At 71.1% G+C, this 22667-nt stretch carries 22 protein-coding genes and 1 pseudogene; 11 read left to right on the top strand and 12 right to left on the bottom strand.

Going from position 1 to position 22667, the window contains the following annotated elements; translation table 11 throughout:
- The first annotated feature begins 41 nt into the window (after nucleotides 1–41).
- The 5 genes and pseudogenes from ACZ7PG_RS25820 (at nucleotide 42) to ACZ7PG_RS25840 (ending at nucleotide 2504) form a co-directional block, all read left to right on the top strand.
- Nucleotides 42–926 carry an SCO4651 family lipoprotein gene (locus ACZ7PG_RS25820; RefSeq protein ID WP_470241642.1) on the top strand — a complete coding sequence of 295 codons (885 nt, stop codon included), beginning with the start codon at nucleotides 42–44 and terminating at the stop codon, nucleotides 924–926.
- A gap of 69 nt (nucleotides 927–995) precedes the next feature.
- A complete protein-coding gene (locus ACZ7PG_RS25825) occupies nucleotides 996–1745 on the top strand; it encodes an SCO4651 family lipoprotein (RefSeq protein WP_470241643.1) in 750 nt (249 codons plus the stop codon).
- 77 nt (nucleotides 1746–1822) lie between these two features.
- Nucleotides 1823–1993, top strand: coding sequence for a transposase (locus ACZ7PG_RS25830; protein ID WP_470241644.1), 171 nt, complete (start codon nucleotides 1823–1825; stop codon nucleotides 1991–1993).
- Nucleotides 1994–2013: 20 nt separating this feature from the next.
- Nucleotides 2014–2120, top strand: a pseudogene (locus ACZ7PG_RS25835) (IS5/IS1182 family transposase); the annotation flags it as partial.
- The gene (locus ACZ7PG_RS25840; protein WP_470242410.1) at nucleotides 2094–2504 is read left to right on the top strand and encodes a transposase; all 411 of its coding nucleotides are present in this window, start codon (nucleotides 2094–2096) and stop codon (nucleotides 2502–2504) included. The pseudogene ACZ7PG_RS25835 and the gene ACZ7PG_RS25840, both read left to right, overlap by 27 nt.
- On the opposite strand, the gene ACZ7PG_RS25845 is transcribed toward ACZ7PG_RS25840, so the two are convergent.
- Nucleotides 2425–2916 carry a DUF6912 family protein gene (locus tag ACZ7PG_RS25845; RefSeq protein WP_470241645.1) on the bottom strand — a complete coding sequence of 164 codons (492 nt, stop codon included), beginning with the start codon at nucleotides 2914–2916 and terminating at the stop codon, nucleotides 2425–2427. The genes ACZ7PG_RS25840 and ACZ7PG_RS25845 overlap by 80 nt on opposite strands.
- Nucleotides 2913–4319, bottom strand: a complete 1407-nt coding sequence (locus ACZ7PG_RS25850) for a WS/DGAT/MGAT family O-acyltransferase (protein WP_470241646.1) — start codon at nucleotides 4317–4319, stop codon at nucleotides 2913–2915. The genes ACZ7PG_RS25845 and ACZ7PG_RS25850 overlap by 4 nt, the downstream gene beginning before the upstream one ends.
- Nucleotides 4320–4353: 34 nt before the next feature.
- On the opposite strand from ACZ7PG_RS25850, the gene ACZ7PG_RS25855 reads away from it, so the two are divergent.
- Nucleotides 4354–5115: a TrmH family RNA methyltransferase gene (locus ACZ7PG_RS25855; protein WP_470241647.1), complete on the top strand. Its 762-nt coding sequence runs from the start codon at nucleotides 4354–4356 to the stop codon at nucleotides 5113–5115.
- 3 nt (nucleotides 5116–5118) lie between these two features.
- Here ACZ7PG_RS25855 and ACZ7PG_RS25860 read toward each other — a convergent pair whose 3' ends face one another.
- Nucleotides 5119–5493, bottom strand: coding sequence for an HAD-IA family hydrolase (locus ACZ7PG_RS25860; protein ID WP_470242411.1), 375 nt, complete (start codon nucleotides 5491–5493; stop codon nucleotides 5119–5121).
- Nucleotides 5494–5720: 227 nt separating this feature from the next.
- Between ACZ7PG_RS25860 and ACZ7PG_RS25865 the strand changes: the two genes are divergently transcribed.
- On the top strand, nucleotides 5721–6167 hold the full coding sequence (locus ACZ7PG_RS25865; RefSeq protein WP_470241648.1) for an Rv3235 family protein: 447 nt from the start codon (nucleotides 5721–5723) through the stop codon (nucleotides 6165–6167).
- 277 nt (nucleotides 6168–6444) lie between these two features.
- Here ACZ7PG_RS25865 and secA read toward each other — a convergent pair whose 3' ends face one another.
- The 7 genes from secA to ACZ7PG_RS25900 form a co-directional block, all read right to left on the bottom strand.
- Nucleotides 6445–9339, bottom strand: coding sequence for a preprotein translocase subunit SecA (gene secA / locus ACZ7PG_RS25870; protein ID WP_470241649.1), 2895 nt, complete (start codon nucleotides 9337–9339; stop codon nucleotides 6445–6447).
- Nucleotides 9340–9544: 205 nt separating this feature from the next.
- Nucleotides 9545–10231, bottom strand: a complete 687-nt coding sequence (gene hpf / locus ACZ7PG_RS25875) for a ribosome hibernation-promoting factor, HPF/YfiA family (RefSeq protein WP_470241650.1) — start codon at nucleotides 10229–10231, stop codon at nucleotides 9545–9547.
- A 685-nt stretch (nucleotides 10232–10916) separates the two neighbouring features.
- A complete protein-coding gene (locus ACZ7PG_RS25880; RefSeq protein ID WP_470242412.1) occupies nucleotides 10917–11609 on the bottom strand; it encodes a ComF family protein in 693 nt (230 codons plus the stop codon).
- Nucleotides 11610–11664: 55 nt separating this feature from the next.
- Nucleotides 11665–13398 (bottom strand): LpqB family beta-propeller domain-containing protein, encoded by a 1734-nt coding sequence (locus ACZ7PG_RS25885; RefSeq protein ID WP_470241651.1) that lies wholly within the window; start codon nucleotides 13396–13398, stop codon nucleotides 11665–11667.
- On the bottom strand, nucleotides 13395–15119 hold the full coding sequence (gene mtrB, locus ACZ7PG_RS25890; RefSeq protein WP_470241652.1) for an MtrAB system histidine kinase MtrB: 1725 nt from the start codon (nucleotides 15117–15119) through the stop codon (nucleotides 13395–13397). The genes ACZ7PG_RS25885 and mtrB overlap by 4 nt, the downstream gene beginning before the upstream one ends.
- 7 nt (nucleotides 15120–15126) lie before the next feature.
- Entirely contained in the window at nucleotides 15127–15804 is a 678-nt protein-coding gene (gene mtrA, locus ACZ7PG_RS25895; protein ID WP_005150760.1) for an MtrAB system response regulator MtrA, read from the bottom strand.
- A gap of 157 nt (nucleotides 15805–15961) precedes the next feature.
- Nucleotides 15962–16276 (bottom strand): bifunctional 3-phenylpropionate/cinnamic acid dioxygenase ferredoxin subunit, encoded by a 315-nt coding sequence (locus ACZ7PG_RS25900; RefSeq protein ID WP_470241653.1) that lies wholly within the window; start codon nucleotides 16274–16276, stop codon nucleotides 15962–15964.
- A gap of 164 nt (nucleotides 16277–16440) precedes the next feature.
- On the opposite strand from ACZ7PG_RS25900, the gene ACZ7PG_RS25905 reads away from it, so the two are divergent.
- A complete protein-coding gene (locus ACZ7PG_RS25905) occupies nucleotides 16441–17265 on the top strand; it encodes an IclR family transcriptional regulator (RefSeq protein ID WP_470241654.1) in 825 nt (274 codons plus the stop codon).
- On the opposite strand, the gene ACZ7PG_RS25910 is transcribed toward ACZ7PG_RS25905, so the two are convergent.
- A complete protein-coding gene (locus tag ACZ7PG_RS25910; protein ID WP_470241655.1) occupies nucleotides 17262–18230 on the bottom strand; it encodes a helix-turn-helix transcriptional regulator in 969 nt (322 codons plus the stop codon). The genes ACZ7PG_RS25905 and ACZ7PG_RS25910 overlap by 4 nt on opposite strands.
- 64 nt (nucleotides 18231–18294) lie before the next feature.
- Between ACZ7PG_RS25910 and ACZ7PG_RS25915 the strand changes: the two genes are divergently transcribed.
- The 3 genes from ACZ7PG_RS25915 to solA all read left to right on the top strand — a co-directional run bounded on the left by ACZ7PG_RS25915 (nucleotide 18295) and on the right by solA (nucleotide 22013).
- Nucleotides 18295–18744, top strand: a complete 450-nt coding sequence (locus ACZ7PG_RS25915) for a hypothetical protein (protein WP_470241656.1) — start codon at nucleotides 18295–18297, stop codon at nucleotides 18742–18744.
- Between the two features lie 87 nt (nucleotides 18745–18831).
- Nucleotides 18832–20886, top strand: coding sequence for an FAD-dependent oxidoreductase (locus ACZ7PG_RS25920; RefSeq protein WP_470241657.1), 2055 nt, complete (start codon nucleotides 18832–18834; stop codon nucleotides 20884–20886).
- On the top strand, nucleotides 20883–22013 hold the full coding sequence (solA, locus tag ACZ7PG_RS25925) for an N-methyl-L-tryptophan oxidase (RefSeq protein ID WP_470241658.1): 1131 nt from the start codon (nucleotides 20883–20885) through the stop codon (nucleotides 22011–22013). The genes ACZ7PG_RS25920 and solA overlap by 4 nt, the downstream gene beginning before the upstream one ends.
- Here solA and ACZ7PG_RS25930 read toward each other — a convergent pair.
- Nucleotides 22002–22655, bottom strand: coding sequence for a dTMP kinase (locus ACZ7PG_RS25930; RefSeq protein WP_470241659.1), 654 nt, complete (start codon nucleotides 22653–22655; stop codon nucleotides 22002–22004). The genes solA and ACZ7PG_RS25930 overlap by 12 nt on opposite strands.
- Nucleotides 22656–22667 lie beyond the last annotated feature (12 nt).

The following is a 22667-nucleotide window of genomic DNA, read 5'->3' on the forward strand; positions in this document are numbered from 1 at the left end:
GCGATATGCCGAGCGGAAGATCCGACTCTGAGGGGAATTCGATGCGCAAGACCACCCTGGTCGCCGCGGGTGCCGCACTGGTGCTGACGCTGACCGCGTGCAGCAACTCCGGCACCGCCGAGCCGGCCGCCGCGGGCAACCAGTCGCAGGCCAACGGCGGCGGCCTCCTCGCCTCGCCGTTCACCGACGCGATCCAGCTGGCTTCGGCGTCCAAGCAGGGCACCGAGAAGTCCAAGTCGGCGAAGTTCAGCATGGAGGGCTCCGCCGCCGGCCAGACCATCAGCGCGACCGGCGCGATGGCCTTCGACGGCGCGAACACCACGTTCTCGATGACCAGCACCGCGGCCGGTCAGACGACCGAGATGCGCATGGTCGACAAGGTCATGTACATCAAGCTGCCCGCCGAAGAGCAGAAGCAGATGGGCACGGACAAGTCGTGGGCCAAGATCTCGGCCGACGGCACCGACCCGGTCTCGCAGGCGCTGGGCGGCGCGCTGACGCAGTCGGCGGAGCAGAGCGACCCGAGCAAGATGCTCGACCAGATCTCGAAGACCGGCCGGATCATCTCGTCCGACCAGACCGACCTGAACGGTGAGCAGGTCAACCACTACAAGGTCGAGCTGGACGTCGCCAAGGCGATCGACCAGTTCACCGGCCAGGTCCCGGCCGCGGCGCGCGACAAGCTCACCGACATGCTCAAGGGCAAGGACATCAAGATCCCGGCCGAGCTGTGGCTGAACAAGGACAACCTGCCGGTGCAGGTGACCATGGACCAGGGCCCGCTGATGCAGGCGATGGGCGCGCCCGCGGGCGACGCGAAGTTCACGATGAAGTACAGCGACTGGGGCACCACGGTCGACGTGGCGGCCCCGCCGGCCGACCAGGTCGTCGACCTCGGCGAGCTGATGAAGAAGGCCGGTCGCTGACCGGAAACGCTGAGTAGCGACGGCTCCCCCGAACGAGTTCGGGGGAGCCGTTGTGTTTTTGTTGGCACCATGCGCAAAGCCGCCGTCGTGCTGCTGCTCGTCCTGCTCACCGGCTGCTCCGGCGCGCCGCCCCCACCCGCCTTCACCGACGCGCGGGCGCTGGCCGACGCCGCCACGGCGGCCACGACGAGCGGCGGCTCGGCGAAGTTCGGCACGGACGTCGCGGTGGGCCAGGTCCGCTCGAAGGGCCAGGGCCAGGCGCGCTTCGGCGCGGGCGGGACGTCCCAGGTGATGACGACCGACTTCATCGGCGAGCCGATGGAGCTGCGGCTGGTGGCCGGGAAGCTGTACGCGAAGGTCCCGGAGGGGTCCCGCGACGAGGTCGGCGCCGGCAAGCCGTGGGTGCTGGTGGCGGCGGACGGAACGGACCCGTTTTCCCAGGTCCTCGGCGGCAGCCTGGCCCAGCTGGCAGCCCAGAACGACCCGGCGCACACCCTGGGCGAAATCCGGACGGCGGGCTCGATCGTCTCCTCCGAGCGCACGAACCTGGGTGGCGTGGCGGCGGAGCACTACCGGGTGGAGCTGGACCTGTCGCGCCTGGGAGCGGACCTGCCGGCGGGGTTGTCAGCGGACTCGGCGGGGCGTCTCGGGGGCAAGTTCCCGGTGGAGGTCTGGCTCGACGACGCGCACCGGCCGTTGCAGGTGGTGCTGGACCTGTCGCCGATCCTGCAGGGCGGGGAGGCCCGGATCACCACGCGGTACAGCGACTGGGGCGTGCCGGTCGACGTCCAGCCGCCACCTCCGGCCGAGGTGGGCTAGGGCGTGGTCCTGTAAGTGATCTAGCTGCCGTCCGGTTGGATTGCGGACGTGGTTGGTCGCGGTGAGTTGACGGGGCGGTGATCGAGCCGTTGCTGCCGCAGCAGGGTGGTGGGCGGCGGTGCCGGGATCACCGTCAGGTGATCAACGCAATCTTGTGGAAGCTGCGCACCGGTGCTCCGTGGCGTGACCTGCCTGAACGGTACGGACCGCTGGCGCCGGGAAAAAAGGGGGATGCAGCGACGGAGTAGAAGTTCTCGCCGTCGACGGGGAAGGACTCGGGCGGTCCCGCGGCGGGCTGAGCACGAAGATCCACCTCGCGGTGGACGGGCGGGTCTGCCGATGCGGTTCCTGCTCACGCCTGGGCAGGCAGGCGACAATCCGCAGTTAGTGCCGTTGCTGGATGGCATCAGCGTCGCCCGCCTCGGGCCAGGTCGGCCACGCTGCCGACCGGAGACGGTGATCGCGGAGAAGGCGTACTCGCATCCCTCGACCCGCCGGGCGATGCGGGACCGGCGGATCAGGTTCGTCAGCCCTGAACGCGACGACCAGATCGCCCGCCGGGCAGCCGAGGGCTCCCGCGGCGGGCGACCACCGGCATTCGATCCCGAAGGCCTACCGACAGCGCAACGTGGTCGAGCGGTGCTTCAACTGTCCACAGGCGAGTCCACCTGTGGACAACTCAGAGCAGCTCCAGCAAGAACGGCAGTTCCTGCGGCGCGTACCAGGCCAGTTCGTGGTCTTCGGCGTCGCCGAGGGTGAACTCCGCGTCCAGGTCGCCCAGGTCGGCCGCGTCGATCACCGCCGCTGCCGCGGCCACCGCTTCGCCCGCCTCCGAGTTGTCCACGTGGATCGCCGCCACCGCCGAATACGGGATCGGTCCGCCGATGCGGACCACCGGGGCGTCCAGGTCGGGCCGGAGCGTCACCCCCGCGACGTCCGCCGAAATCACCACCCGGCGCGGCTCGCCCTTCTCCTCCGCCGCGATCAGGCGCAGCGACGCCCGGGCCGCGTCCAGCAACGCCGCGTACTCCAGCTCTTCGTCCGAACCGGTCGCGTACGCCTCGCGCAACGCCGGTGTCAACGCGAACGCCGTTCCGTTGCGGGCGCGGAACTCCCCCGAGGATTCGAGGTCGCGAAGCATCGCGATGGTCGCAGGCAGATAGACCCTCACCAGTGCGCACCCTTCAGCTCTTCCAAGGACTCTTCGATCATCCCGGCCACGAGATCGACGTCGAATGCGGCCTTGCGGTCGCCGTTCAGTCCGAAGTAGACGCCGCCGTGATACGACGTCACCCCGATCGCCAGCGCCTGGGTGCGCATCAGCGGCATCACCGGGAACATCTCGACCAGTCTGGCCTCTCCCGCGTACATCGGCACCTGCGGGCCCGGTGAGTTGGTCACCATGACGTTGAAGATGCGCCCGGACAGCGACCCCGCCGCCCGCGCCCCCAGCGAATGCAGGGTAGCCGGGGCGAAGCCGCCCACCTTGAGCAGCCCGCGCGCCGCCACCGGGCGGCCCGAGTCGAGGTGCTCGGCCATCGCGTGGCCGACGTGCTGCAGCCGCAGCACCGGGTTGGGCTCGCCGACCGGCAGGTCCACCAGGTACGCGGCCACCTGGTTGCCGACCAGCGCCGGCGGCGAATACTCCGCCGTCTCGGCGTCGTGGACCGCCAGGGGCACCAGCGCGCGGATCGTCGCGTTCGGGGTCAGCGTCTCCTCGCGCGACAGCAGCCACTCGCGCAGCGCGCCCGTGATGGCCGCGAGGACGACGTCGTTGACCGTCCCGCCGTGCGCCGCACGGATCTTGCGGAAGTCCTCGAGCCGCGTCCGCACCACCGAGAACACGCGCCCGCCGGACACCCGGACGTTCAGCGGCCCGGTCGGCGCCGGCTTCACCAGCGTGCGCAGCGTCGACGCCACCCCGCCGACGGTCTCGGCGAACTTGCCCGCCGTGGCGAACGCGTCGTTCGCCGCCGAGCGGACGTTCTCCACGACCTCGCCCGGCCGTTGGACGCCCTCGCTGACCGCGTCCAGCACCAGCTGCGCGCGGCTCGGCTCGCGGCGCGGCGTCCAGATGTCCTCGAACGGCTCCGGCTCGGCCGGCGTCGGGTCGAGGATGAGCTGGCCGAGCTCGATCGTGCCGACACCGTCCACAACGGACTGGTGCGTCTTGGTCACCAGCGCGACGCGGTCGCCGGCCAGCCCCTCGATGAAGTACGCCTCCCAGAGCGGGCGTTCCGGCGCCAGCCGCCGCGACATCAGCCGCGCGACCAGGTCGAACAGCTGCTCGTCGCTGCCCGGCTGGGGCAGTGCCGAGCGCCGGACGTGGTAGTTCAGGTCGAAGTCGACGTCGTCCACCCACACCGGCCGCGCGAGGTGACCGGGCACCTCCGCGACGCGCTGGCGGTAGCGCGGCAGGTACGCCAGCCGCGCCCCGACGAGGTCGAGCAGCTGCGCGTAGCTGAACCCGGACTTCGGCCGCTCGAAGATCGCCACCCCGCCGACGTGCATCGGCGTCGCGTGGTCCTCGACGTAGAGGAACGAGGCGTCCAGCGCGGAAAGGCGGTCGGGCATGAGCCGATCCTTACACAGTGCGAGACTGCCGGGTGTGGGTGATGAGTCGACTGTCTCGCCAAAAGATCGCTTCCTGACCGTCTACGGCCGCAAGCCGGTGCTCGAAGCGCTGGCCGACGACGGCCTGCGCGTCGACAAGGTGATCCTCGCCGACACCGCTCGCGGTCCCGGCGCGGCGGAGATCCAGCGCGCGGCGAAGGACGCGGGAGTGGCGGTACAGCGCGCCAGCGCCCACCGGGTCAAGGTGCTCGCCGGCAACGGCAAGCAGGACCAGGGCGTGCTCGCCGACGTCGTCGCGCCGCGGATGCGCGCGCTCGAAGCCGCGCTGTCCGGCCGTCGCCCGCCGGCGCGCGTGCTGCTGCTCGACGGCATCACCACGCCTGCGAACGTCGGGATGATCCTGCGCACGGCGACCGCCGCCGGGCTCGACGGCGTGATCGTGCCGCGCCGCGGCGTCGCGGCGCTCGACCCGCTGGTGGTCAAGGCTTCGGCCGGCGTCGCGTTCCGCGCGCCGGTGCTGCGGTGCGGTTCCGCGCGCGAAGCCGCCGAAATGCTCACCGAAGCCGGTTACGGCCTTTACGCGCTCGACGCGTCGGCGCGCACGACGGTTTTCGACGTAGACCTGCCGCAGCGCGCCGCGTTCGTGCTCGGCGGCGAGACGGCCGGAGTCGGCGGCGAAGTCGGCGAGCTCGTCACGGAATGGGTGTCGATTCCGATGCCGGGTGACGTCGAGTCACTGAATGTCTCAGCGGCCGCGGCGGTCCTGTCTTTCGAACTGGTGCGCCGCGCGCGGTGACGCTCACGCGTCCGGGAACAGCGCGCCGAGCTCGGTGAGCGTTTCCTCGACCGACCGGTGGTGCACGCCGACCATGCCGGCCTGGACGGCGCCGCGGATGTTCGCGGTGGAGTCGTCGACGAACGCACAGCGCACGGCGGGCAAGCCGAGCCGGTCGGCCGCGATCAAGTAGACCGCCGGATCCGGTTTGGCGACACCGACCTCGCCGGAAAACACGAGTGCGTCGAAATAGTCGAACATCGTGTTCTTGACCTCGGCCGACGCCCCAGGGGCGTTCGACAGCAGCGCGGTGCGAACCCCTCGCTCACGCGCGGCCACCAGATAATCGTAGAAGCGGCCGGCGTCGGGATCCGTGAGAACTCCGGCGAAATCGACCAATAACCCCTTCAGCACCCGGCACACCATAGCCGGGGCGGCGACGGGTGTCTCGGATAGCGCAACACCGGCCGGCGCTTACCGCACCGGCATCGGCGAATCCATCGCTTCGGCGGTTCTTTCCCGGATCGGGCGATTCCCGTCGCCTTTCCGGCCGGTTCCCACCTCTAACCGACGGCGCACGCGAAATGCCGTGGCCGGGAGGGGAGGAAATGTCCGAGGAACACCGCGTGAGAACGCTGGTCCACTACGAAGTACCGCGCCGGGCCGAACGGCCGTCGGCGATGACCCCGCACGAACACCGGCGGGGCGACGCCCGGTGGCCGGTGCCGAGACACCTCGAGGCGAGCGAGGTGCACCGCCTGCTGACGATGCTGCTGGAGGCGTACGACGGCAGGCGGCCGGTGCCGCAGATCCGCGGGCTGGTGGCACCGGAGGTCTACAACGGCCTCAGCGCCCCCCACCTGGCGGGGCCGCGGCACCGGATGCGACGGGTCCACGTGTGCACGCCGGTACCGGAGGTGATCGAGGCGTGCGCCCGCGTGGAGGCGGACGGCCGGTCGTTCGCACTGGCGGCCCGCTTCACCCGCACCCCGGCGGGCTGGCAGTGCGTACGTTTCGCGCTGCTTAAGCCGGGGCGGCCGGACCAGCAGTCCCGTCGGCAGGCGGCGGCGTGAGGGCCGCTCGCTCGGACCGCGCACCGCCTGCCGCCCGGGCACCGCCGGCTGGCCGGAGAAGGCCGGTCCGGGCCACGCGTCCCGATTCGCCGGCCGGGTGGTCCGGAAAGCCGGTCCGCCGGATCCGGGCACTCCGGTTCGGAGTGCCCGGGGCCATGCAGCACCCGCGTGGCCTCGGCGATGCGCCCGCGCCACCACCGGCAGTGCGAAGCGCTCCTCCACAAAAGAAAGCCGGGGTGCGTGCGGAATTCCGCACGCACCCCGGCCCCTTTCTACGTCAGCGGCGCGGGCCCTTCTTGCCCTTCTTCTGGGCATCGCGCTGTGCCGCACGGCGGTCCCGGCGGGACGATGCTCCGCCGCCGCCCGCGGACTGGCCCTCGCTGTCGGCGTGGGACTCGACCTCGCCGTCCTCGCCCGGGCCGGACAGGGTCACTCCCGACTGCTGGCCACCTCCGCCGAGGCCCTTGCCGCGCAGGGCGGCCGGGACCGACTCCGTGTCGGTCGTCGGGGGCTGGGGCGGTGCCGGGCGCGCGTGCCGGCCTTCCGAAGGCGCTACCGCCTGGCCGTTGCCCGAAACGACGCCCGTCGGCAGCGCCGCGGCGTCCTCCGCCGGCGGGGCCTCGGCGCGCTCGACCTGAAGGTTGAACAGGAAGCCGACGGCCTCCTCCTTCAGCGAGTCGAGCATCGCGCGGAACATGTCGAAGCCCTCGCGCTGGTACTCGATCAGCGGGTCGCGCTGCGCGAGCGCCCGCATGCCGATGCCCTGCTTGAGGTAGTCCATCTCGTAGAGGTGCTCGCGCCACTTGCGGTCGAGGACCGTCAGCATCACCTGGTGCTCCAGGGTCCGCATGCCGTCCGGGCCGACGAGCGCGTTGATCTCCGCCTCACGCTTGTCGTAGGCGTTGCGGGCGTCCTGCACCAGGGCATCGCGCAGGCCGTCCGCGTCGAGGTCGCCGTCCTCCACGAGGTCGTCCCACTCGATGCTGACCGGGTACAGCTGCTTGAGCGCCGTCCAGAGCTTCTCGTGGTCCCAGTCCTCGGCGTAACCGTTGGCGGTCGCACCGTCCACATAGGCGTTGACGACGTCGACGAGCATGCCCTCGATCTGGTCGCGCATGTTCTCGCCGGCCAGCACGCGGTGGCGCTCGGCGTAGATCACCTTGCGCTGCTCGTTCATGACCTCGTCGTACTTGAGGACGTCCTTGCGCTGCTCCATGTTGATCTGCTCGACCTGGGTCTGCGCGCTCTTGATGGCCTTGGAGACCATCTTGTGCTCGATCGGCACGTCGTCGGGCAGCCGCATGGTCGTCATGACGCGCTCGACCATCGTCGCGTTGAAGCGGCGCATGAGCTCGTCACCCAGCGACAGGTAGAAGCGGGACTCGCCCGGGTCGCCCTGACGGCCCGACCGGCCGCGGAGCTGGTTGTCGATGCGGCGCGACTCGTGCCGCTCGGTGCCCAGCACGTACAGGCCGCCGGCCTCGCGGACCTCTTCGGCCTCGGCCTTCGACTCCGCCTTGACCTGCTCCAGGACCTCGGGCCACGCGGCCTCGTACTCCTCGGAGTGCTCGACCGGGTCCAGGCCCCGCTCGCGCAGCACGTGGTCGGCGATGAGGTCGGGGTTGCCGCCCAGCACGATGTCGGTACCACGGCCCGCCATGTTCGTGGCGACCGTGACGGCGCCCTTCTGGCCGGCGCGCGCGACGATCAGCGCCTCGCGGTCGTGGTGCTTCGCGTTCAGCACCTCGTGCGGCACGCTCAGCTTCACCAGCAGCTTCGACAGCCGCTCGGACTTCTCGACGCTCGTGGTGCCGACCAGGACCGGCTGGCCCTTCTCGTGCCGCTCGGCGATGTCCTCGGCGACCGCCTCGTACTTCGCGTCTTCGGTCTTGTAGATCAGGTCCGGCTGGTCGGCGCGGACCATCGGGCGGTTCGTCGGGATCGGCACCACACCCAGCTTGTAGGTCTGGTGGAACTCGGCGGCCTCGGTCTCGGCCGTACCGGTCATGCCGGACAGCTTGTTGTAGAGGCGGAAGTAGTTCTGGAGCGTGATCGTCGCCAGGGTCTGGTTCTCGGCCTTGATCTCGACCTTTTCCTTGGCCTCGATCGCCTGGTGCATGCCCTCGTTGTAGCGGCGGCCGACCAGGATGCGCCCGGTGAACTCGTCGACGATCATGACTTCGCCGTTGCGGACGATGTAGTCCTTGTCCCGGTGGAAGAGCTCCTGGACCTTCAGCGCGTTGTTGAGGTACCCGACCAGCGGGGTGTTCGCGGCCTCGTAGAGGTTCTCGATGCCGAGCTGGTCCTCGATGAACCGGACGCCCTTCTCGGTGACCGCGACGGTGCGCTTCCGGACGTCGATCTCGTAGTGGTACTTCGAGTTGATCAGGTTCGTCTTCTCGAGACGCTCCCGCGAGCCCATCGTCGTGGTGTCGATGCCGTTCATCAGCGGCGCGAGCCGCGCGAACTCGACGTACCACCGCGACGACTGGTCCGCCGGGCCCGAGATGATCAGCGGGGTCCTGGCCTCGTCGATCAGGATCGAGTCCACCTCGTCGACGACGGCGAAGTTGTGCCCGCGCTGCACGCAGTCGTCGAGGCTCCACGCCATGTTGTCGCGCAGGTAGTCGAAGCCGAACTCGTTGTTCGTGCCGTAGGTGATGTCGGCGTTGTACTGGGCGCGCCGGACGTCCGGCTGCTGCTCCGAAAGGATGACGCCGACCTCGAGGCCGAGGAACCGGTGGATGCGGCCCATCCACTCCGAGTCGCGCTTGGCCAGGTAGTCGTTGGTCGTGACGACGTGCACGCCCTTGTCGGGGATGGCGTTGAGGTAGGCCGGGAGGACGCAGGTGAGCGTCTTGCCCTCGCCGGTCTTCATCTCGGCGACCTGGCCGAGGTGCAGCGCGGCCCCGCCCATCAGCTGGACGTCGAAGTGGCGCTGGCCGAGCACCCGCTTGGCCGCCTCCCGGACGACCGCGAAGGCCTCCGGCAGCAGATCGTCGAGGGATTCGCCGTCGCCGTGGCGCTTGCGGAACTCCTCGGTCTTGGCCCGCAGCTCGGCGTCGGTCAGGTCCTTGACGTCGTCTTCGAGGGTGTTGATGTGATCGGCGATGTTGCGCAGCCGCTTCACCATCTTGCCCTCACCCGCGCGGAGCAGGCGGTTCAGCACCATCCGGTCGACCTCACTAGCTGATCATGAGTGCGCCCAGGCCGGTCCCGGGCAGGTTTTCCCGCGGTGGCGGCCGTGGTCGGCGCCACCATCCCACCCCATCGTAGGGAACGGTGGGCGTCGTGTGCACACGCCGTAGGTCCGGACGTGCGGATGGCCCGCACGCGAGCCGCGTGCGGGCCATCCGGAAAGCCTCCTTAGAGCCGGCTCAGCCGAGCCGGATCACGCCGTAGTCGAAGCCTTTCCGCCGGTAGACCACGCTGGGCCGGCCCGCCTCCGAGTCGTTGAAGAGGTAGAAGTCGTGGCCGACCAGCTCCATCTCGTAGAGAGCCTGGTCCACCGTCATGGGCTCCGCGGTGTGCTGCTTCTCGCGAACGACGCGACCGGGCTGGTGACCGAGGTCGTCGTCGGCCCAGCTCTGCTGCTGGGGCAGATGGATCTCTCCGGCGACCGCGAAGCCGTTCGTCTGCGGCTCGGCTTCGGGTGCTTCCAACACCGCGGTAAGCGCGGCGGGACTGGCTGCGGCCGGGGATCCACCACCCGGCAGGGCCGAGGTCGCTTCGGCGACCGATTCCGGGCGGCTGCGTCCGTAGTGCACGCGCCTCCGGTCGTGTGTCCTCCGCAGCCGGTTTTCCAGCTTCGTGACTGCGGAATCGAGCGCTGCGTAGAAGTCGGCGGCACACGCTTCAGCGCGTACGGCCGGGCCACGTCCCTTTCCGGTGATTTCGACGCGCTGGCAGCTCTTGGCCTGGCGTCGGTTGGGTTCGTGGAACAGCTCCACGTCGTACCGGATGACTTTCCTGTCGTAGCGCTCGAGGCGGGCCAGCTTTTCACTGACGAGTGCCCGATAGTGCTCGGGCACCTCTACGTTGCGGCCCTTAACGACGATGTCCATACACGACCTCCCTCGCTGAGATGACTGCGAGCTGTTGAGTTCACACACGGCGCCGGTGTAGCGGGGACGGAAGCCCGGATCGCGGGCTGAGAAGGAACTCGGTATCGGTTCACGACGTCTCGTGCCGAAAGCCCGAGCGCGGACTCAGCGCACCTCCGGCGCCAGGGACATGGGCTCGTCACCTCCCTGCCTGCGGGGATTGCTGATAGCGGAGCACGTTAGCTTCCTCACGCCCGGAGCAACAGCCCCCGAGCCGGGGGATGTCGAGGAATGAGACTCCGTCACCCCGCGCAGTGAGCGGAGGGTGAACACCGGACAACTCCCGCTGGTCGGACGCTCGCGATCACTCGCGGCATCACACGGACGGCGCACCGCCGCCCGCTGGTGGAAGCCGAGGGTGACGGCCACGTCCGCCGCAGCCGCCACCCCGGTGGAGTGGCGCGGCGACCGAGTGCTGATGATCGACACCCTCATGCCCGGACAACGGCCGCGGGGCCGGTCGCGTTCCCGACGGATGTCACTCGTGTAGGTGACATCCGGGTCACCCAGGTGCGGGGTGTGCGGGGTTGGTGGGGTTTGTGGTGGTAGGCGCGGTGGGGTTGATGGGCGGTGGTGGATTTCGCGGGGTCGGGCGGTGGGGGTGGTGTGCGGTTTTCGTTAGCTGACACGGCCGTCGCCCGCCGCATCACCCGGCTACCAGCAACGTCAAAACCGCCGCGACCTCGATCCCCTCCCCCTCCAGGGCCCGCACGCAAGCGGCCGCCGTGGCTCCCGTTGTGATCACGTCGTCCAGCAGCACCACCGGAAATCCCGGTGGTGGGCGCCCCGCTTCGCGGAACCGCAACCGGCCCGCCAGGTTGGCCGCCCGTTCCGCGCGGTCCAAACCGACCGCGTCACGCGCCCCGCCCGTCAGCTCCAGGGCCGGGGCCACCGCGACTTCGAAGCCCCGGTCCGCCAGGACGCTCGCCGCCGCGTTCGCCAGGCGCAGAACGTGTGGCCCGCCGCGGACCCGTGATGCCGATCGGCGGCTCGGGGCCGGAACCAGGCAGATCGTCCTGGCCTCGGGAGCGGTTCCGGTACCGGTTTCCGCCGGGCGGGCGGACGCGGCCTTCCGGAGCGGCAGCACCACCAGCGCCTCCGCCAAGGCCCGCCCCAGCGAAGCGGCCAGATCCCGCCGCCCGCGCTCCTTGTACGCGATCACCAACCGCCGGCCGACTCCCCGGTACCGGGCCAGCGCGAACACCCGCGCCACCCCCGCCACCGGCACCCGGACCACCTCGGACACCGAACCCCACACCCCCGCGCACCGGGCGCAGCAGGGCGCTCCGCGGGCCCCGCAGCCGGCGCACCGGGCGGGGATCAGCAAGTCGAGCAGCAGCACACGGACAGTGTCCCCGGCACCACCGACAGTTTTCGACGGCTCAGCGGGCCGCTCAGCCCGGGTAGAAGGGGTCCGCGTCCTTCGTCGTGTGGGGATGCGGCCGCCAGACCTCGCCCAGCACCGATGCCGTCCACAGGCCGCTCGCGTCCGCCACCACGATCGGGCGGCCCAGCACCGCCGTCACGCCGTGGACCGGGGTCGTGAGGTTCGAGCTGTTGAACGCGTCCAGCCGCTGGCCGTCCACCGTCACGCGGACCACCGGCTGCGACGGCGACGTCGTCACCGCCACCAGCGTGTCCTGGGTCAGCCAGTCCACGTCCACCACGTCTTTGAGGTCGTGCTGCTGCAGCAGCCGCGGCTCGCGCAGGGCCACCGAGTCGCCGGCGCTGACCACCGAGGCCACCCACAGCTGCTCGTTCACCACCGCCGCCACGCGGGCGCCGTCGCGGGAGAACCGCAGCTCCGTGACTTCACCCTGCTGGGTGAGGTCCGTCGCGTTGACCTGCAGCGGGGTCCACTGGTTGGCCGGGTTCAGCACGACCCTGGCCACCGACGCCCGGTCGACCACCGTCCACACCTCGCCGGTGCCCGGCCGCCACGTCGGGCGGCTCAGCGTGGTCCCGCCGAGGCCGGCCGGCGGCAGGTCGTGGCCCAGGTCGCCGATCCGCAGCCGTACCTTGGTGCCGTCGCGCTCCACCACCGCCAGACTCTTGCCGTCGATCGACTGGGCCGCGTTCACGACGTCGTAGCCGCCGTTGCCCGCCGGGCCCCCCACCGGCGCGCCGTCGCCCATGGACCGCACCCGGCCGTCGGCCGTCATCAGGCCCTTGAGGTCCTGGTTCGGCGACAGCGTCGCGCCGTACGCCGGCAGCTCGTTCGACCGCCAGTCCGGGTGGTTCGCGACCAGCGGGACGCCGTCGGCGAGGATCCGGATCCGCGCCGACGTCACGTACTGCAGCGTGAGGACGATCTGCGCGGCGATCAGGTTCCGGATGTCTTCGGCGACCCCGGACAGCCCGGTCAGCGGGACCAGCAGCGTCCCGTCGTCGAGGCTCTTGACGTTCGTGTCGATCTCGACCGGCTCCCCGAGCAGGTTCTTCACCGACCCGGCCAGGCTCGTGGACGGCCCGTTGACCAGCAGGTACATCACCCGGCTCGGCAGCCCGGACTGCGGCTTCGCGACGACGTAGCGCCGGTCGGGGACGAAGGTCGCCGACTGCTCCGAGTAGAAGTTCACCGGCACCGCGGTGTAGTTCTCGCTGAAGTCGGACTCGGTCGCGTACAGGTCCGGCGGCGGGTCGACGATCCGCCACTGGCCGTTCGCCTGCTTGCGCACCTTCACCTTGAGCGCCGCGGAGCTGTAGTCCGGCACGAACGCGCTGTTCTGGTCGAGCGTGCCGACGTCGAACCCGCGCACGTTGACGACGAGGGTGTTCGGGTCGGGCTGCGGCGCCGTGTCGTAGACCGTGCCGAAGGTGTCCTGGATGATCGTCAGGCTGCGGCTCGGGCGCCAGTTCGCGCGGCCCTGCTCGTCCAGGTAGGCGCGGGCGGCCGCGTTGTTCTGGCCGGGCTTGAGCGTCGCGCCGACGAAGTCGCGCACGAGGGTCAGCGGGTCGCTGTTCGGCTTCGGCTCCGGCACGACGTCGCCGGAACCCTGGCCCTGGCGTTCGCCGGAGACGACCTGGGGCTGGGACTCCAGCGGGACGTTCGCGCAGCCGGCGACCAGCACGACGCTCAACAGCGCGAACAGCACCTTCGCCGTGGCCCCGCGGGCATGTGGCTTCACTGACCGATTTCCTCACGTTCGGCGAAGATCGCCTCGGGCGCCGGCGTGATCTCGATCAGCCCGAGGGGCACCTCGGCGGCGATGCGGTCGGGCGGCGGCAGCACCAGCGGCGGGTCGCCGGCGGGCACCTCCTGGCGGCGCGGCAGCACGAGCCGGAAGCACGCGCCGTCGCCGGGAGCGCCCCACGCGTCGAGCTCGCCGCCGTGCAGACGCGCGTCCTCCAGGCTGATCGCCAGGCCGAGCCCGGTGCCGCCGGTGCGCCGGTTGCGCGACGGGTCGGCGCGCCAGAACCGGTTGAACACCAGGTCGGCCTCGCCGGGCCGCAGGCCGACGCCGTGGTCCCGGACGGTCACCGCGACCGCGGTCTCGTTGGCCCCGACGGTGAGCACCACCGGCCGGCCTTCGCTGTGGTCGACGGCGTTGCCGAGCAGGTTGCGCAGGATCCGTTCGACGCGCCGGGCGTCGACCTCGGCGATGACCTCGTCGTCGGGCAGCACCAGCTCCACCGAGCTGCCCGCGTTGCCGGCGATCACCCGCACCTGCTCGACCGCGCGGGTGGCGATCGGGCGGACGTCGATGAACTCCGCGGACAGGTCTTCGACGCCGGCGTCGAGCCTGCTGATCTCCAGCAGGTCGCCGAGCAGCGACTCGAACCGGTCGAGCTCGTCGACCAGCAGCTCGGTCGAGCGCGCGAGCCCGGCCGGGAACTGCTCGCGCGACGCGTGCAGCACGTCGGCGGCCATCCGGACGGTGGTCAGCGGCGTGCGCAGCTCGTGCGAGACGTCGGAGGTGAACCGGCGCTGCAGCCCGCCGAAGTCCTCGAGCTGGCGGATCTGGCGCTGGATGCTCGCGGCCATCCCGTTGTAGGACACCGCGAGCTTCGCCAGGTCGTCCTCGCCGAGCACGGTGAGGCGCTGGTCGAGGTCGCCCCCGGCGAACTGCTCGGCCGCCGCGGCGGCCTGCCGGACCGGGCGGACCACCTGCCGCGTCACCAGGTTCGTGATGCCCGCGAGCAGGAGCAGCAGCACGAGCCCGCCGACCAGCAGCGTGTTCTGCACGGTCGCGACGGTGTTCTGCTCGGTCGTCAGCGGGAACAGCAAGTACAGCTGCAGCGGGCTCGCGACGGTGTTGAGCGGCGTGCCGACGATCAGGTACGTCGTGCGCCCGCCGTCGGTGTCGGTGACCGTGTGCTCGAGCCAGCTCATCTCGTTGGCTTCGACGAACTGGCGCAGCCGCGGCGGCACGTTCTGGAACGGGCCCGCCGACGCCGGCTCGTCGCCGGACTGGTCGTGGCCTCCGCTGGCGAGCACCGGGACGAACGTGCCCGCCGCCGAGCCGGCCGCGTCCTGGCTGGTCGGCGTGATCGCGATCTTCTTCAGCGCGTTCTGGAGGCGGTTGCTCATCGCCTCGTCCGTCTCGCCGCCGAGGCCGACCAGCTCACCGGCGGCGGTGTCCGCGGCCGCGCGGGTCTGCGCGATGGCGGCTTCGCGCTTGGTGTCCAGCAGGCGCTCGGTGATCTGGTTCTGCAGCACCATGCCGAGCACGAAGACCACGGCCGAGGACAGCGCGAGCGTCGACACGGTGACGCGGAACTGCAGCGAGTGCTTCCACAGCTCGTTGAACGCGACCGCCCGACGGCGCGCGAAAACGACGACACGCCGCACCAGGCGTGCCGTCGAACGCGCGAACGCGGGGAGCCGGCCAGGGCTCGCGAGAGTCATCGAGCCATCACGGCGGGCCGGCCTTGTACCCGACTCCGCGAACGGTCAACACCACCTCGGGGTGCTCCGGGTCCTTCTCCACCTTCGAACGCAGCCGCTGGACGTGCACGTTCACCAGACGGGTGTCCGCCGCGTGCCGGTAGCCCCACACCTGCTCGAGCAGCACCTCGCGGGTGAACACCTGACGCGGCTTGCGCGCCAGCGCCACCAGCAGGTCGAACTCCAGCGGGGTCAGCGGGATGGCCTTGCCCTCCCGCGTGACTTCGTGACCGGGCACGTCGATCGCCAGGTCGCCGATGGTGAGCGACTCCGCGGGCTCGGCCTCGGTGCGGCGCATCCGGGCCCGCACCCGCGCGACCAGCTCCTTCGGCTTGAACGGCTTCACGACGTAGTCGTCCGCGCCGGACTCCAGGCCCAGCACGATGTCGACCGTGTCGCTCTTGGCGGTGAGCATGACGATCGGCACGCCGGACTCGGCGCGGATCGCCTTGCAGACGTCGATCCCGTTCATCCCGGGCAGCATCAGGTCGAGCAGGACGAGGTCGGGCTTCAGTTCGCGCAGCGCGGGCAGCGCGCGCGAACCGTCGGCGACCACCGCCGTGTCGAACCCCTCCCCACGAAGCACGATGGTGAGCATCTCCGCGAGGGCGGGGTCGTCGTCGACCACGAGAACACGTGCCTTCATGTCCACATATTCGCACTAGTTCCGGCGGCCGGACGCGCGACCCGCGTGTTTGACCACCAGAAAGATCAAGATCCGCGGCACCGCCTGCTCCATCCGGGTGCCCCTGGACGGTCCGTGAAGGCCGGCACACGGCCTTCACGGACCTGCGAGGGAGCGCTCAGGGGACGGCCGGGACCGGCGCGTCGACGTGGATCTCGCCGTCGGCGACGACCACGCGGTAGGTGCGCACCGGCGCCTTGGCCGGCAGGCAGGTCGGCAAGCCGCTGCGCAGGTCGAACCGCGCGGCGTGCAGCGGGCACTCGACGAAGCAGCCTTCGAGCCAGCCGTCGGCGAGCGAGGCGTCCTGGTGGGTGCAGGTGTCGTCGACGGCGAAGAAGCCGTCCTCGGTGTGGAACACCGCGATCGGCACCGGGCCGTCGAGGCGGAGGGCTTCGCCCTCGGGCAGGTCGGTGACGGCGCAGGCGCGGATCATCAGGGCCTCCGGAAACGACTGGCGGGATGCCGGGACGGTTTGTGAATGTTGCGCATCGCGCGACTCTGCGCTTCCTGCGCAACAATCCGGCTTCGACGACGTCCGCGTCAAGAGATTCGCCCACTCAGCCGATAGGCGCGGTACAAAACGGATAGTGTTGCGCTATGCGGAACCAGGACTCTGCTGACGCAACCTCGGCGGGAAAGCGTGCCTCGGCTGGTGGCAACGCAACTCAAAGCCAGGTGCAGTCGGTCGACCGGGCGATCAGCGTGCTGGAGCTGCTCGCCCGCAACGGCGAAACCGGCATCACCGAGATCGCGGGCGAGCTGGGCGTCCACAAGTCGACGGCGTCGCGGCTGCTCAGCGTCCTGGAGTCCAGAGGTCTCGTCGAGCAGCTCGGCGAACGCGGGAAGTACGCGATCGGGTTCGGCATCGTGCGGCTGGCCGGCGCCGCGACGGGCCGGATGGACCTGGCCAAGCTCGGCCGCACCAGCTGCCTTTCGCTCGCCGAAGAGCTGGGCGAGACCGTGAACATCGCCATCGCCGACGACGGCGTCGCGATCAACATCAGCCAGGCCCGCGGCTCGGCCGCGATCACCACGCAGAACTGGACCGGCCAGCGCACGCCGCTGCACGCGACCTCCAGCGGCAAGATCCTCCTGGCGTACATGGCCGAAACCGAACGCAAGCGGGTGCTGAAGCGGAAGCTGGAGCAGTACACGCCGCGCACGACGGTCGAGCCCGACGAGCTGATGACCGAGCTGGAGCGAGTGCTCGAAGACGGCTTCGCGGCCTGTTACGAGGAGCTCGAACTCGGCATGCACGCGGTCGCCGTGCCGATCCACGGCCCGGGCGGCGACGTCGTCGCGGCGATGAGCGCGTCGGGTCCGTCGTACCGGCTTTCGAAGCAACGGGTGAAGCAGATCGTGCGGCCGATGACCGAAGCGGCGGACGACCTTTCCGCGCAGCTGGGCTACTTCAGGGACTAGGGGTACAGCCGCGCCATCGCGCGGATCGTGGTTCCCAGGTGTGCCACCAGTTCCGCGGGCGCCAGCACCTGCGCGTCCGCGCCGAGCCGCAGCAACCCCGCGGCCGCGTGGGGCACGCTTTCCAGCGGTACGCGGGCGCGGCGCCACCCGTCGGCGTCCTCGGGTTCGAGCGTGCGGGAGACGAGCCGGGCGGCTCGCGGGCCCAGGATGTCCGGCAGGGCCTCGATTCCCGCCGGCGAGAGCCGCACAGTGGCCGTCTCGCCCGCTTCGCTTTCTTCGTAACTCTCGACGTTCGCGCGCCAGAACCTCGCCAGGTCGAAGCCGTCGGGCCGGGTGAAGTGCTCGTCGAGCGCCCGCAGCTCCTCGATGTTGGCGACGCGGTAGGTGCGCGCCTTCGGCCCGGCGACGAGGTACCAGACGCCGGCCTTGAGGACGAGGCCGAGCGGGTGCAGCCGCCGCGTCACCACGCCGGGCGTCGGCGACCAGCGGCGGTAGGAGACCTCGACGACCTGGTCCTGCCACAGGGCTTCCGCGGCCGCGAGCAGCTGCGGCACCTGGTCCGCTTCGCGGTACCAGCCCGGCGCGTCGAGGTGGAAGCGCTGCCGGATCCGGATCGACGCGTCCCGGTACGGCGTCGGCAGCGCGGCCATCAGCTTCAGCTCGGCCGCGGCCACCTGGGCACCCAGGCCCAGCTCCGCGGCCGGCTGCGGCAGGCCGGTGAGGAACAGCGACCCGGCCTCGCCTGCGGTCAGCCCGGTCAGCCGCGTCCGGTAGCCCTCCATCAGCCGGTAGCCGCCGTCGGGGCCGGTCTCGGCGTAGATCGGGACGCCCGCGGCCGCCAGCGCTTCGACGTCGCGGTACACGGTCCGCGGCGTCACGCCCAGCTCCGCGGCCAGCTTCGACGCGCTCATCAGGCCACGGTTCTGCAGCACCAGCACCAGGGACACCAGCCGGCTCGCACGCACCCGGCGAAGTCTGCCAGCCACCACTGACAGAAGGTGTCAGTGGTGGCGGCCCAAGATCAGCGCCATGACCGATTTCGCCTTCTTCCACGGCTCCTGGACCGTCGTCAGCCGTCGGCTCACGACCCTCTTCGCCGGCAGCGACGACTGGGACGTCTTCCCCGGCACCACCACCTGCACGCCGCTGTTCGACGGCGGCGGCAACACCGAGGAGATCCGCTTCCCCGCCCGCGGGTTCCGCGGCTTCACGCTGCGACTGTTCGACGTCGAGCGGAAGGAGTGGTCGATCTACTGGGCCAACGACCGCACCGGGCTGCTCCAGCCGCCGGTCGCCGGCACGTTCACCGGCGGCCGCGGCGACTTCTACGGCGACGACGTCCACGACGGGAAACCGATCCGGGCGCACTACATCTGGTCGGACATCACGGGCACCTCAGCCCGCTGGGAGCAGGAGTTCTCCGCCGACGGCGGGCGGACCTGGGAATCCAACTGGGTCATGGAGTTCACCCGGGCCTGAGCGGACCCCCTTTTCGGGCGCTTGACACGACGTCTCGCATGACGCACTTTGTTGCCGAAGACGCAACTTCGTCGCCCGGAGGAACAGATGGCAGCACGGCCCCGGGTGGTCGTCGCCGGCGGCGGCCTGCTCGGCTGCGCGCTCGCGGACGAGCTGACCGAGCGCGGCTGGACCGACGTCACCGTCCTGGGCGGCGGCGACGCGGCCGAAGAGCCGGGGCTGGTGTTCCGGACCGACCCGGACCGCACGCTGACCGAGTTCGCGAAGTACACCGCCGCGAAGTACGGCGGCCTCGACGGCCAGTGGTGCTTCAACCCGGTCGGCAGCCTGGACGTCGCGACCACTCCCGGGCGGCTCGCGGACCTGAAGCGGCGGCACGGCTGGGCGACGTCGTGGGGCGTGCGAGGGTACCTGCGCACGCCCCGCGAATGCGCCGACCTGCACCCGCTCCTCGACGAAACCCGGCTGCTGGGCGGGTTCCACGTCCCCGGCGACGGCCTGCTCCACGCGCGGCGCGCCGCCGAAGCCCAAGCCAGGCGAGCGAAGGCACGCGGCGCGCGGTTCAGCGCCGAGGAGGTCGTCGAGGTCGAGCGGGCCGGCGGGCGCGTCACGGGCGTCGTCACGGCGGCCGGGCGGGTACGGGCCGACGTCGTCGTCTTCTGCGACGGCTCGGACGGGCTCACCCTGCCCGAAGTGCCGCTGCCGCTGCGGTACGCGCGGACGTCGCCACTGCCGGAACTGGCCGGGCACAACGACGAACACGCCCAGGCGGGCAAACCCGTGCTGCGCGACCTCGACACCGGGCTGACCGTCCGCGAGCACGTCGACCGGCTCGGCATCGGCGGCCCGTGGGACGCGGCGGTCGCGCTCCTGCCCGCGCTCCGGGACGCCGAAGCCGAGGCCACGACGACGATCCCGCTGTCCGGCACCCCGGACGGGATGCCGCTGCTGGGCGAACACCCGGAGCTCGACGGCTTCTGGGTGGCGAAGGCCGTCCGCGCCGAGCACTCCGCCGGGGTCGCGCGCGAGCTGGCGCGCTGGCTCGTCGACGGGCAGCCGGTGCTCGCCCTGCACGGCTGCGACCTCGCGCGGTTCGCGCCGTCGGTCCGGTTCACCGCGTCGCCGGTGCGCACGAGCCCGTTCCACGAACGGCAGGTCGCGCTCGGGGCACACTTCGGTTCGGCGGACGGCTGGGCGCGGCCGGAGCGGTATTCGGAGGCCGGCGCGGAAGCGCTCGTCACCCGCGAGCGCGTCGCGATGTTCGACCTGACGCCGGTGCCGCGGCTGGCCGTCACCGGGCCTGGCGCGCTGCTGTTCCTGCAGACCATGACGACCGGCGACCTGGCGAAACCGCCGGGGACGGTCACGGAAACACTGCTGCTCGGCGAAGACGGCGGCGTGCGCGGCCGCCTGACCGTGGCCCGCCTCGGCGGCGAACGGTTCCACATCGGCGCCGGCGGGCGCCTCGACTTCGACTGGCTTCGGCGGCACCTGCCGGGCGACGGCACCGTCCAGGTCCACGAAACGACCCCGGGCACGTGCTGCCTCGGTGTCTGGGGGCCGGCGAGCGGCGCGGCATTGCCAGAACTGTCCACAACGGACTTCTCGGCTGAGGAGACGTACGTCGGGGACGTTCCGGTCGTCGCGTTGAGACTGTCCACTGTGGGCGAACCGGGCTGGGAGCTGCACACCACGGCGGACCTGGGCCGGCGCCTGTGGGACACCCTGCGCGAACGGGACATCGCCGTCGCGGGTCATCAAGCGTTGACGAGCCTGCGACTGGAGGCCGGCGCACCGGTCGCGGGAGTCGACTTCACCACCGAACACGACCCTTACGAAGCCGGGCTCGGGGACGCGGTCCGCCGGGACAAGGGCTACTTCCTCGGCCGGGACGCGCTGGCGGGCCGTTCCGCCGAAACCGTGAGCCGCCGGCTGACGCGCTTGACGACCGGGAAAGTCTTGCAAGGCAAGGAACCTGTGTACGTCGAGGGCCGCGCGGCCGGGTACGTGACCAGCGCCGGGTACGGCCACACCCTGGGCCACGCCATCGCGTACGCCTGGCTCCCGGTGGAGCACAGCGGATCCGGGACAGCGGTGGAGATCGAGCACCTCGGCGAGCGCGTGCCGGGAAGGGTCGCATGACGCACTACGACGTGATCGTGCTCGGCCTCGGCGGGATGGGCAGCGCCGCGGCGTACCGGCTGGCGAAGCGCGGGCAGCGGGTGCTGGGCATCGACCAGTTCGCGCCGGTGCACAACCGCGGGTCGAGCCACGGCGGTTCGCGGATCACGCGCCAGGCCTACCTCGAAGGACCCGAGTACGTACCGCTCCTGCTGCGCGCCCACGAGCTGTGGGATGGCCTCGAACGCGACAGCGGACGGCGGCTGTTCACCCGCTGCGGCGGGATCATGGTCGGCACGGCCGGCTCGCGCACGATCACTGGCAGCGTGGCTTCGGCACGCGCCTTCGACATCCCGCACGAACTGCTCGACGCCCCGGCGATCCGCCGGCGGTTCCCGACCCTGGCGCCCGCCGCGGACGAGGTCGCGCTCTACGAGCCGGGCGCCGGGCTGGTGTCGCCCGAGGGCAGCGTCGCCGCGCACCTGCAGCTCGCCGCGCGGTGCGGCGCCGAGCTGCACCACGAGGAGAAGGTGTTCACCTGGAGCACGATGGCCGGCGGCGTGCGCGTCGGGACGTCGCACAGCTACTACACGGCCGACCGGCTCGTCCTGTGCCCCGGCGCGTGGGCCGGGGAGCTGCTGCGCGACTTCGGCGTCGAATTCACCGTACGGCGCAAGATGCAGTACTGGTTCGCGCCTTCGGGCGGAGCCGAACCTTTCCGGCGGCATCCCGTGTACCTCTGGGAGAGCGACGGCTACACGTTCTACGGCTTCCCCGCGCACAACGCGCCGGCGGACGGCGTGAAGGTCGCGTTCCACACCGGCGGCCGGACCTGCACCCCGGACGGCATCGACCGGACGGTGTCGGCGGAGGAGGTCCACGAGATGGCTTCCGTCGTCAAGCGCCACCTCCCGACGCTGCCGGGAGCGTTCCTCCGCGCGGCGACGTGCATGTACACCGACACGGCCGACGAGAGCTTCGTCGTGTCGCCGCACCCGGACGAGGAACGCGTGGTGCTGGCGTGCGGGTTCTCCGGCCACGGCTTCAAGTTCGCCCCGGTGATCGGCGAGATCGTCGCGGACCTGGTCGTCGACGGCGCGACGACCTACCCGATCGCGCAGTTCGACCCAGCCCGGTTACGACGCTAGAAGCGTCTTCACGAGCGCTTCGAGGTCGACGCCCGCGACGCCGTCCAGGACGTGCCACGGCGCGAGCCAGCCGGACGCGGCCAGCTCGTCGTACACCGCCGCGCACCGGCGCTGGAGTCCGTCGTCGGTCTCGAACGCGTCGCGCTCCCGGTCGGTCTCCGCCTCCGCGCGCCGCTCGGCCCGCTCGGCCGCGACCGCGGGCGCGACCCGCAGCAGCAGGTGCGCGTCGGGGCGGGGCAAACCGAACCGCCCGACCTCCAGCTCCCACACCCACTTCACGACCTCGCCGGCCGCGTCCTGCCGCAGCCGCGCGGCCGCGTACGCCGCGTTGGAGGCCACATAGCGGTCGAGCAGGACGACGTCGTGCGCGTCCCGCAGCGCGCGGATGTCGTCCGCCGCGCCGCTGCGGTCGAGCGCGTAGAGCACGGCCATGCCGTACACCGAGTCGGCGAGGTCGCCGTGCCCGCGGTGCAGCGCCTCCTTGACGAGGTCGGCGTGCACGCTCACGCCGTAGCGCGGGAACGCCAGCGACGCGACGCTCGCGCCCTTCGCGCGCAACGCGTCCGTCAGCCCGTCGGCGAGCGTGCGCTTGCCCGCGCCGTCGAGCCCTTCGATGACCACCAGTCGTCCCACGGGCGTCACAGTAACGGTGGT

The organism is Amycolatopsis sp. NPDC114504 (genome assembly GCF_055633595.1).

What these genes read in the sequence shown, in the direction of transcription:
- ACZ7PG_RS25820 (WP_470241642.1), top strand. Translation starts at nt 42, where the DNA reads ATGCGCAAGACCACCCTGGTCGCCGCGGGTGCCGCACTGGTGCTGACG.
- ACZ7PG_RS25825 (WP_470241643.1), top strand. Translation starts at nt 996, where the DNA reads ATGCGCAAAGCCGCCGTCGTGCTGCTGCTCGTCCTGCTCACCGGCTGC.
- ACZ7PG_RS25850 (WP_470241646.1), bottom strand. Translation starts at nt 4,319, where the DNA reads ATGCCCGACCGCCTTTCCGCGCTGGACGCCTCGTTCCTCTACGTCGAG.
- secA (WP_470241649.1), bottom strand. Translation starts at nt 9,339, where the DNA reads ATGGTGCTGAACCGCCTGCTCCGCGCGGGTGAGGGCAAGATGGTGAAG.
- hpf (WP_470241650.1), bottom strand. Translation starts at nt 10,231, where the DNA reads ATGGACATCGTCGTTAAGGGCCGCAACGTAGAGGTGCCCGAGCACTAT.
- mtrB (WP_470241652.1), bottom strand. Translation starts at nt 15,119, where the DNA reads ATGACTCTCGCGAGCCCTGGCCGGCTCCCCGCGTTCGCGCGTTCGACG.
- mtrA (WP_005150760.1), bottom strand. Translation starts at nt 15,804, where the DNA reads ATGAAGGCACGTGTTCTCGTGGTCGACGACGACCCCGCCCTCGCGGAG.
- ACZ7PG_RS25900 (WP_470241653.1), bottom strand. Translation starts at nt 16,276, where the DNA reads ATGATCCGCGCCTGCGCCGTCACCGACCTGCCCGAGGGCGAAGCCCTC.
- ACZ7PG_RS25905 (WP_470241654.1), top strand. Translation starts at nt 16,441, where the DNA reads ATGCGGAACCAGGACTCTGCTGACGCAACCTCGGCGGGAAAGCGTGCC.
- ACZ7PG_RS25915 (WP_470241656.1), top strand. Translation starts at nt 18,295, where the DNA reads ATGACCGATTTCGCCTTCTTCCACGGCTCCTGGACCGTCGTCAGCCGT.
- ACZ7PG_RS25920 (WP_470241657.1), top strand. Translation starts at nt 18,832, where the DNA reads ATGGCAGCACGGCCCCGGGTGGTCGTCGCCGGCGGCGGCCTGCTCGGC.
- solA (WP_470241658.1), top strand. Translation starts at nt 20,883, where the DNA reads ATGACGCACTACGACGTGATCGTGCTCGGCCTCGGCGGGATGGGCAGC.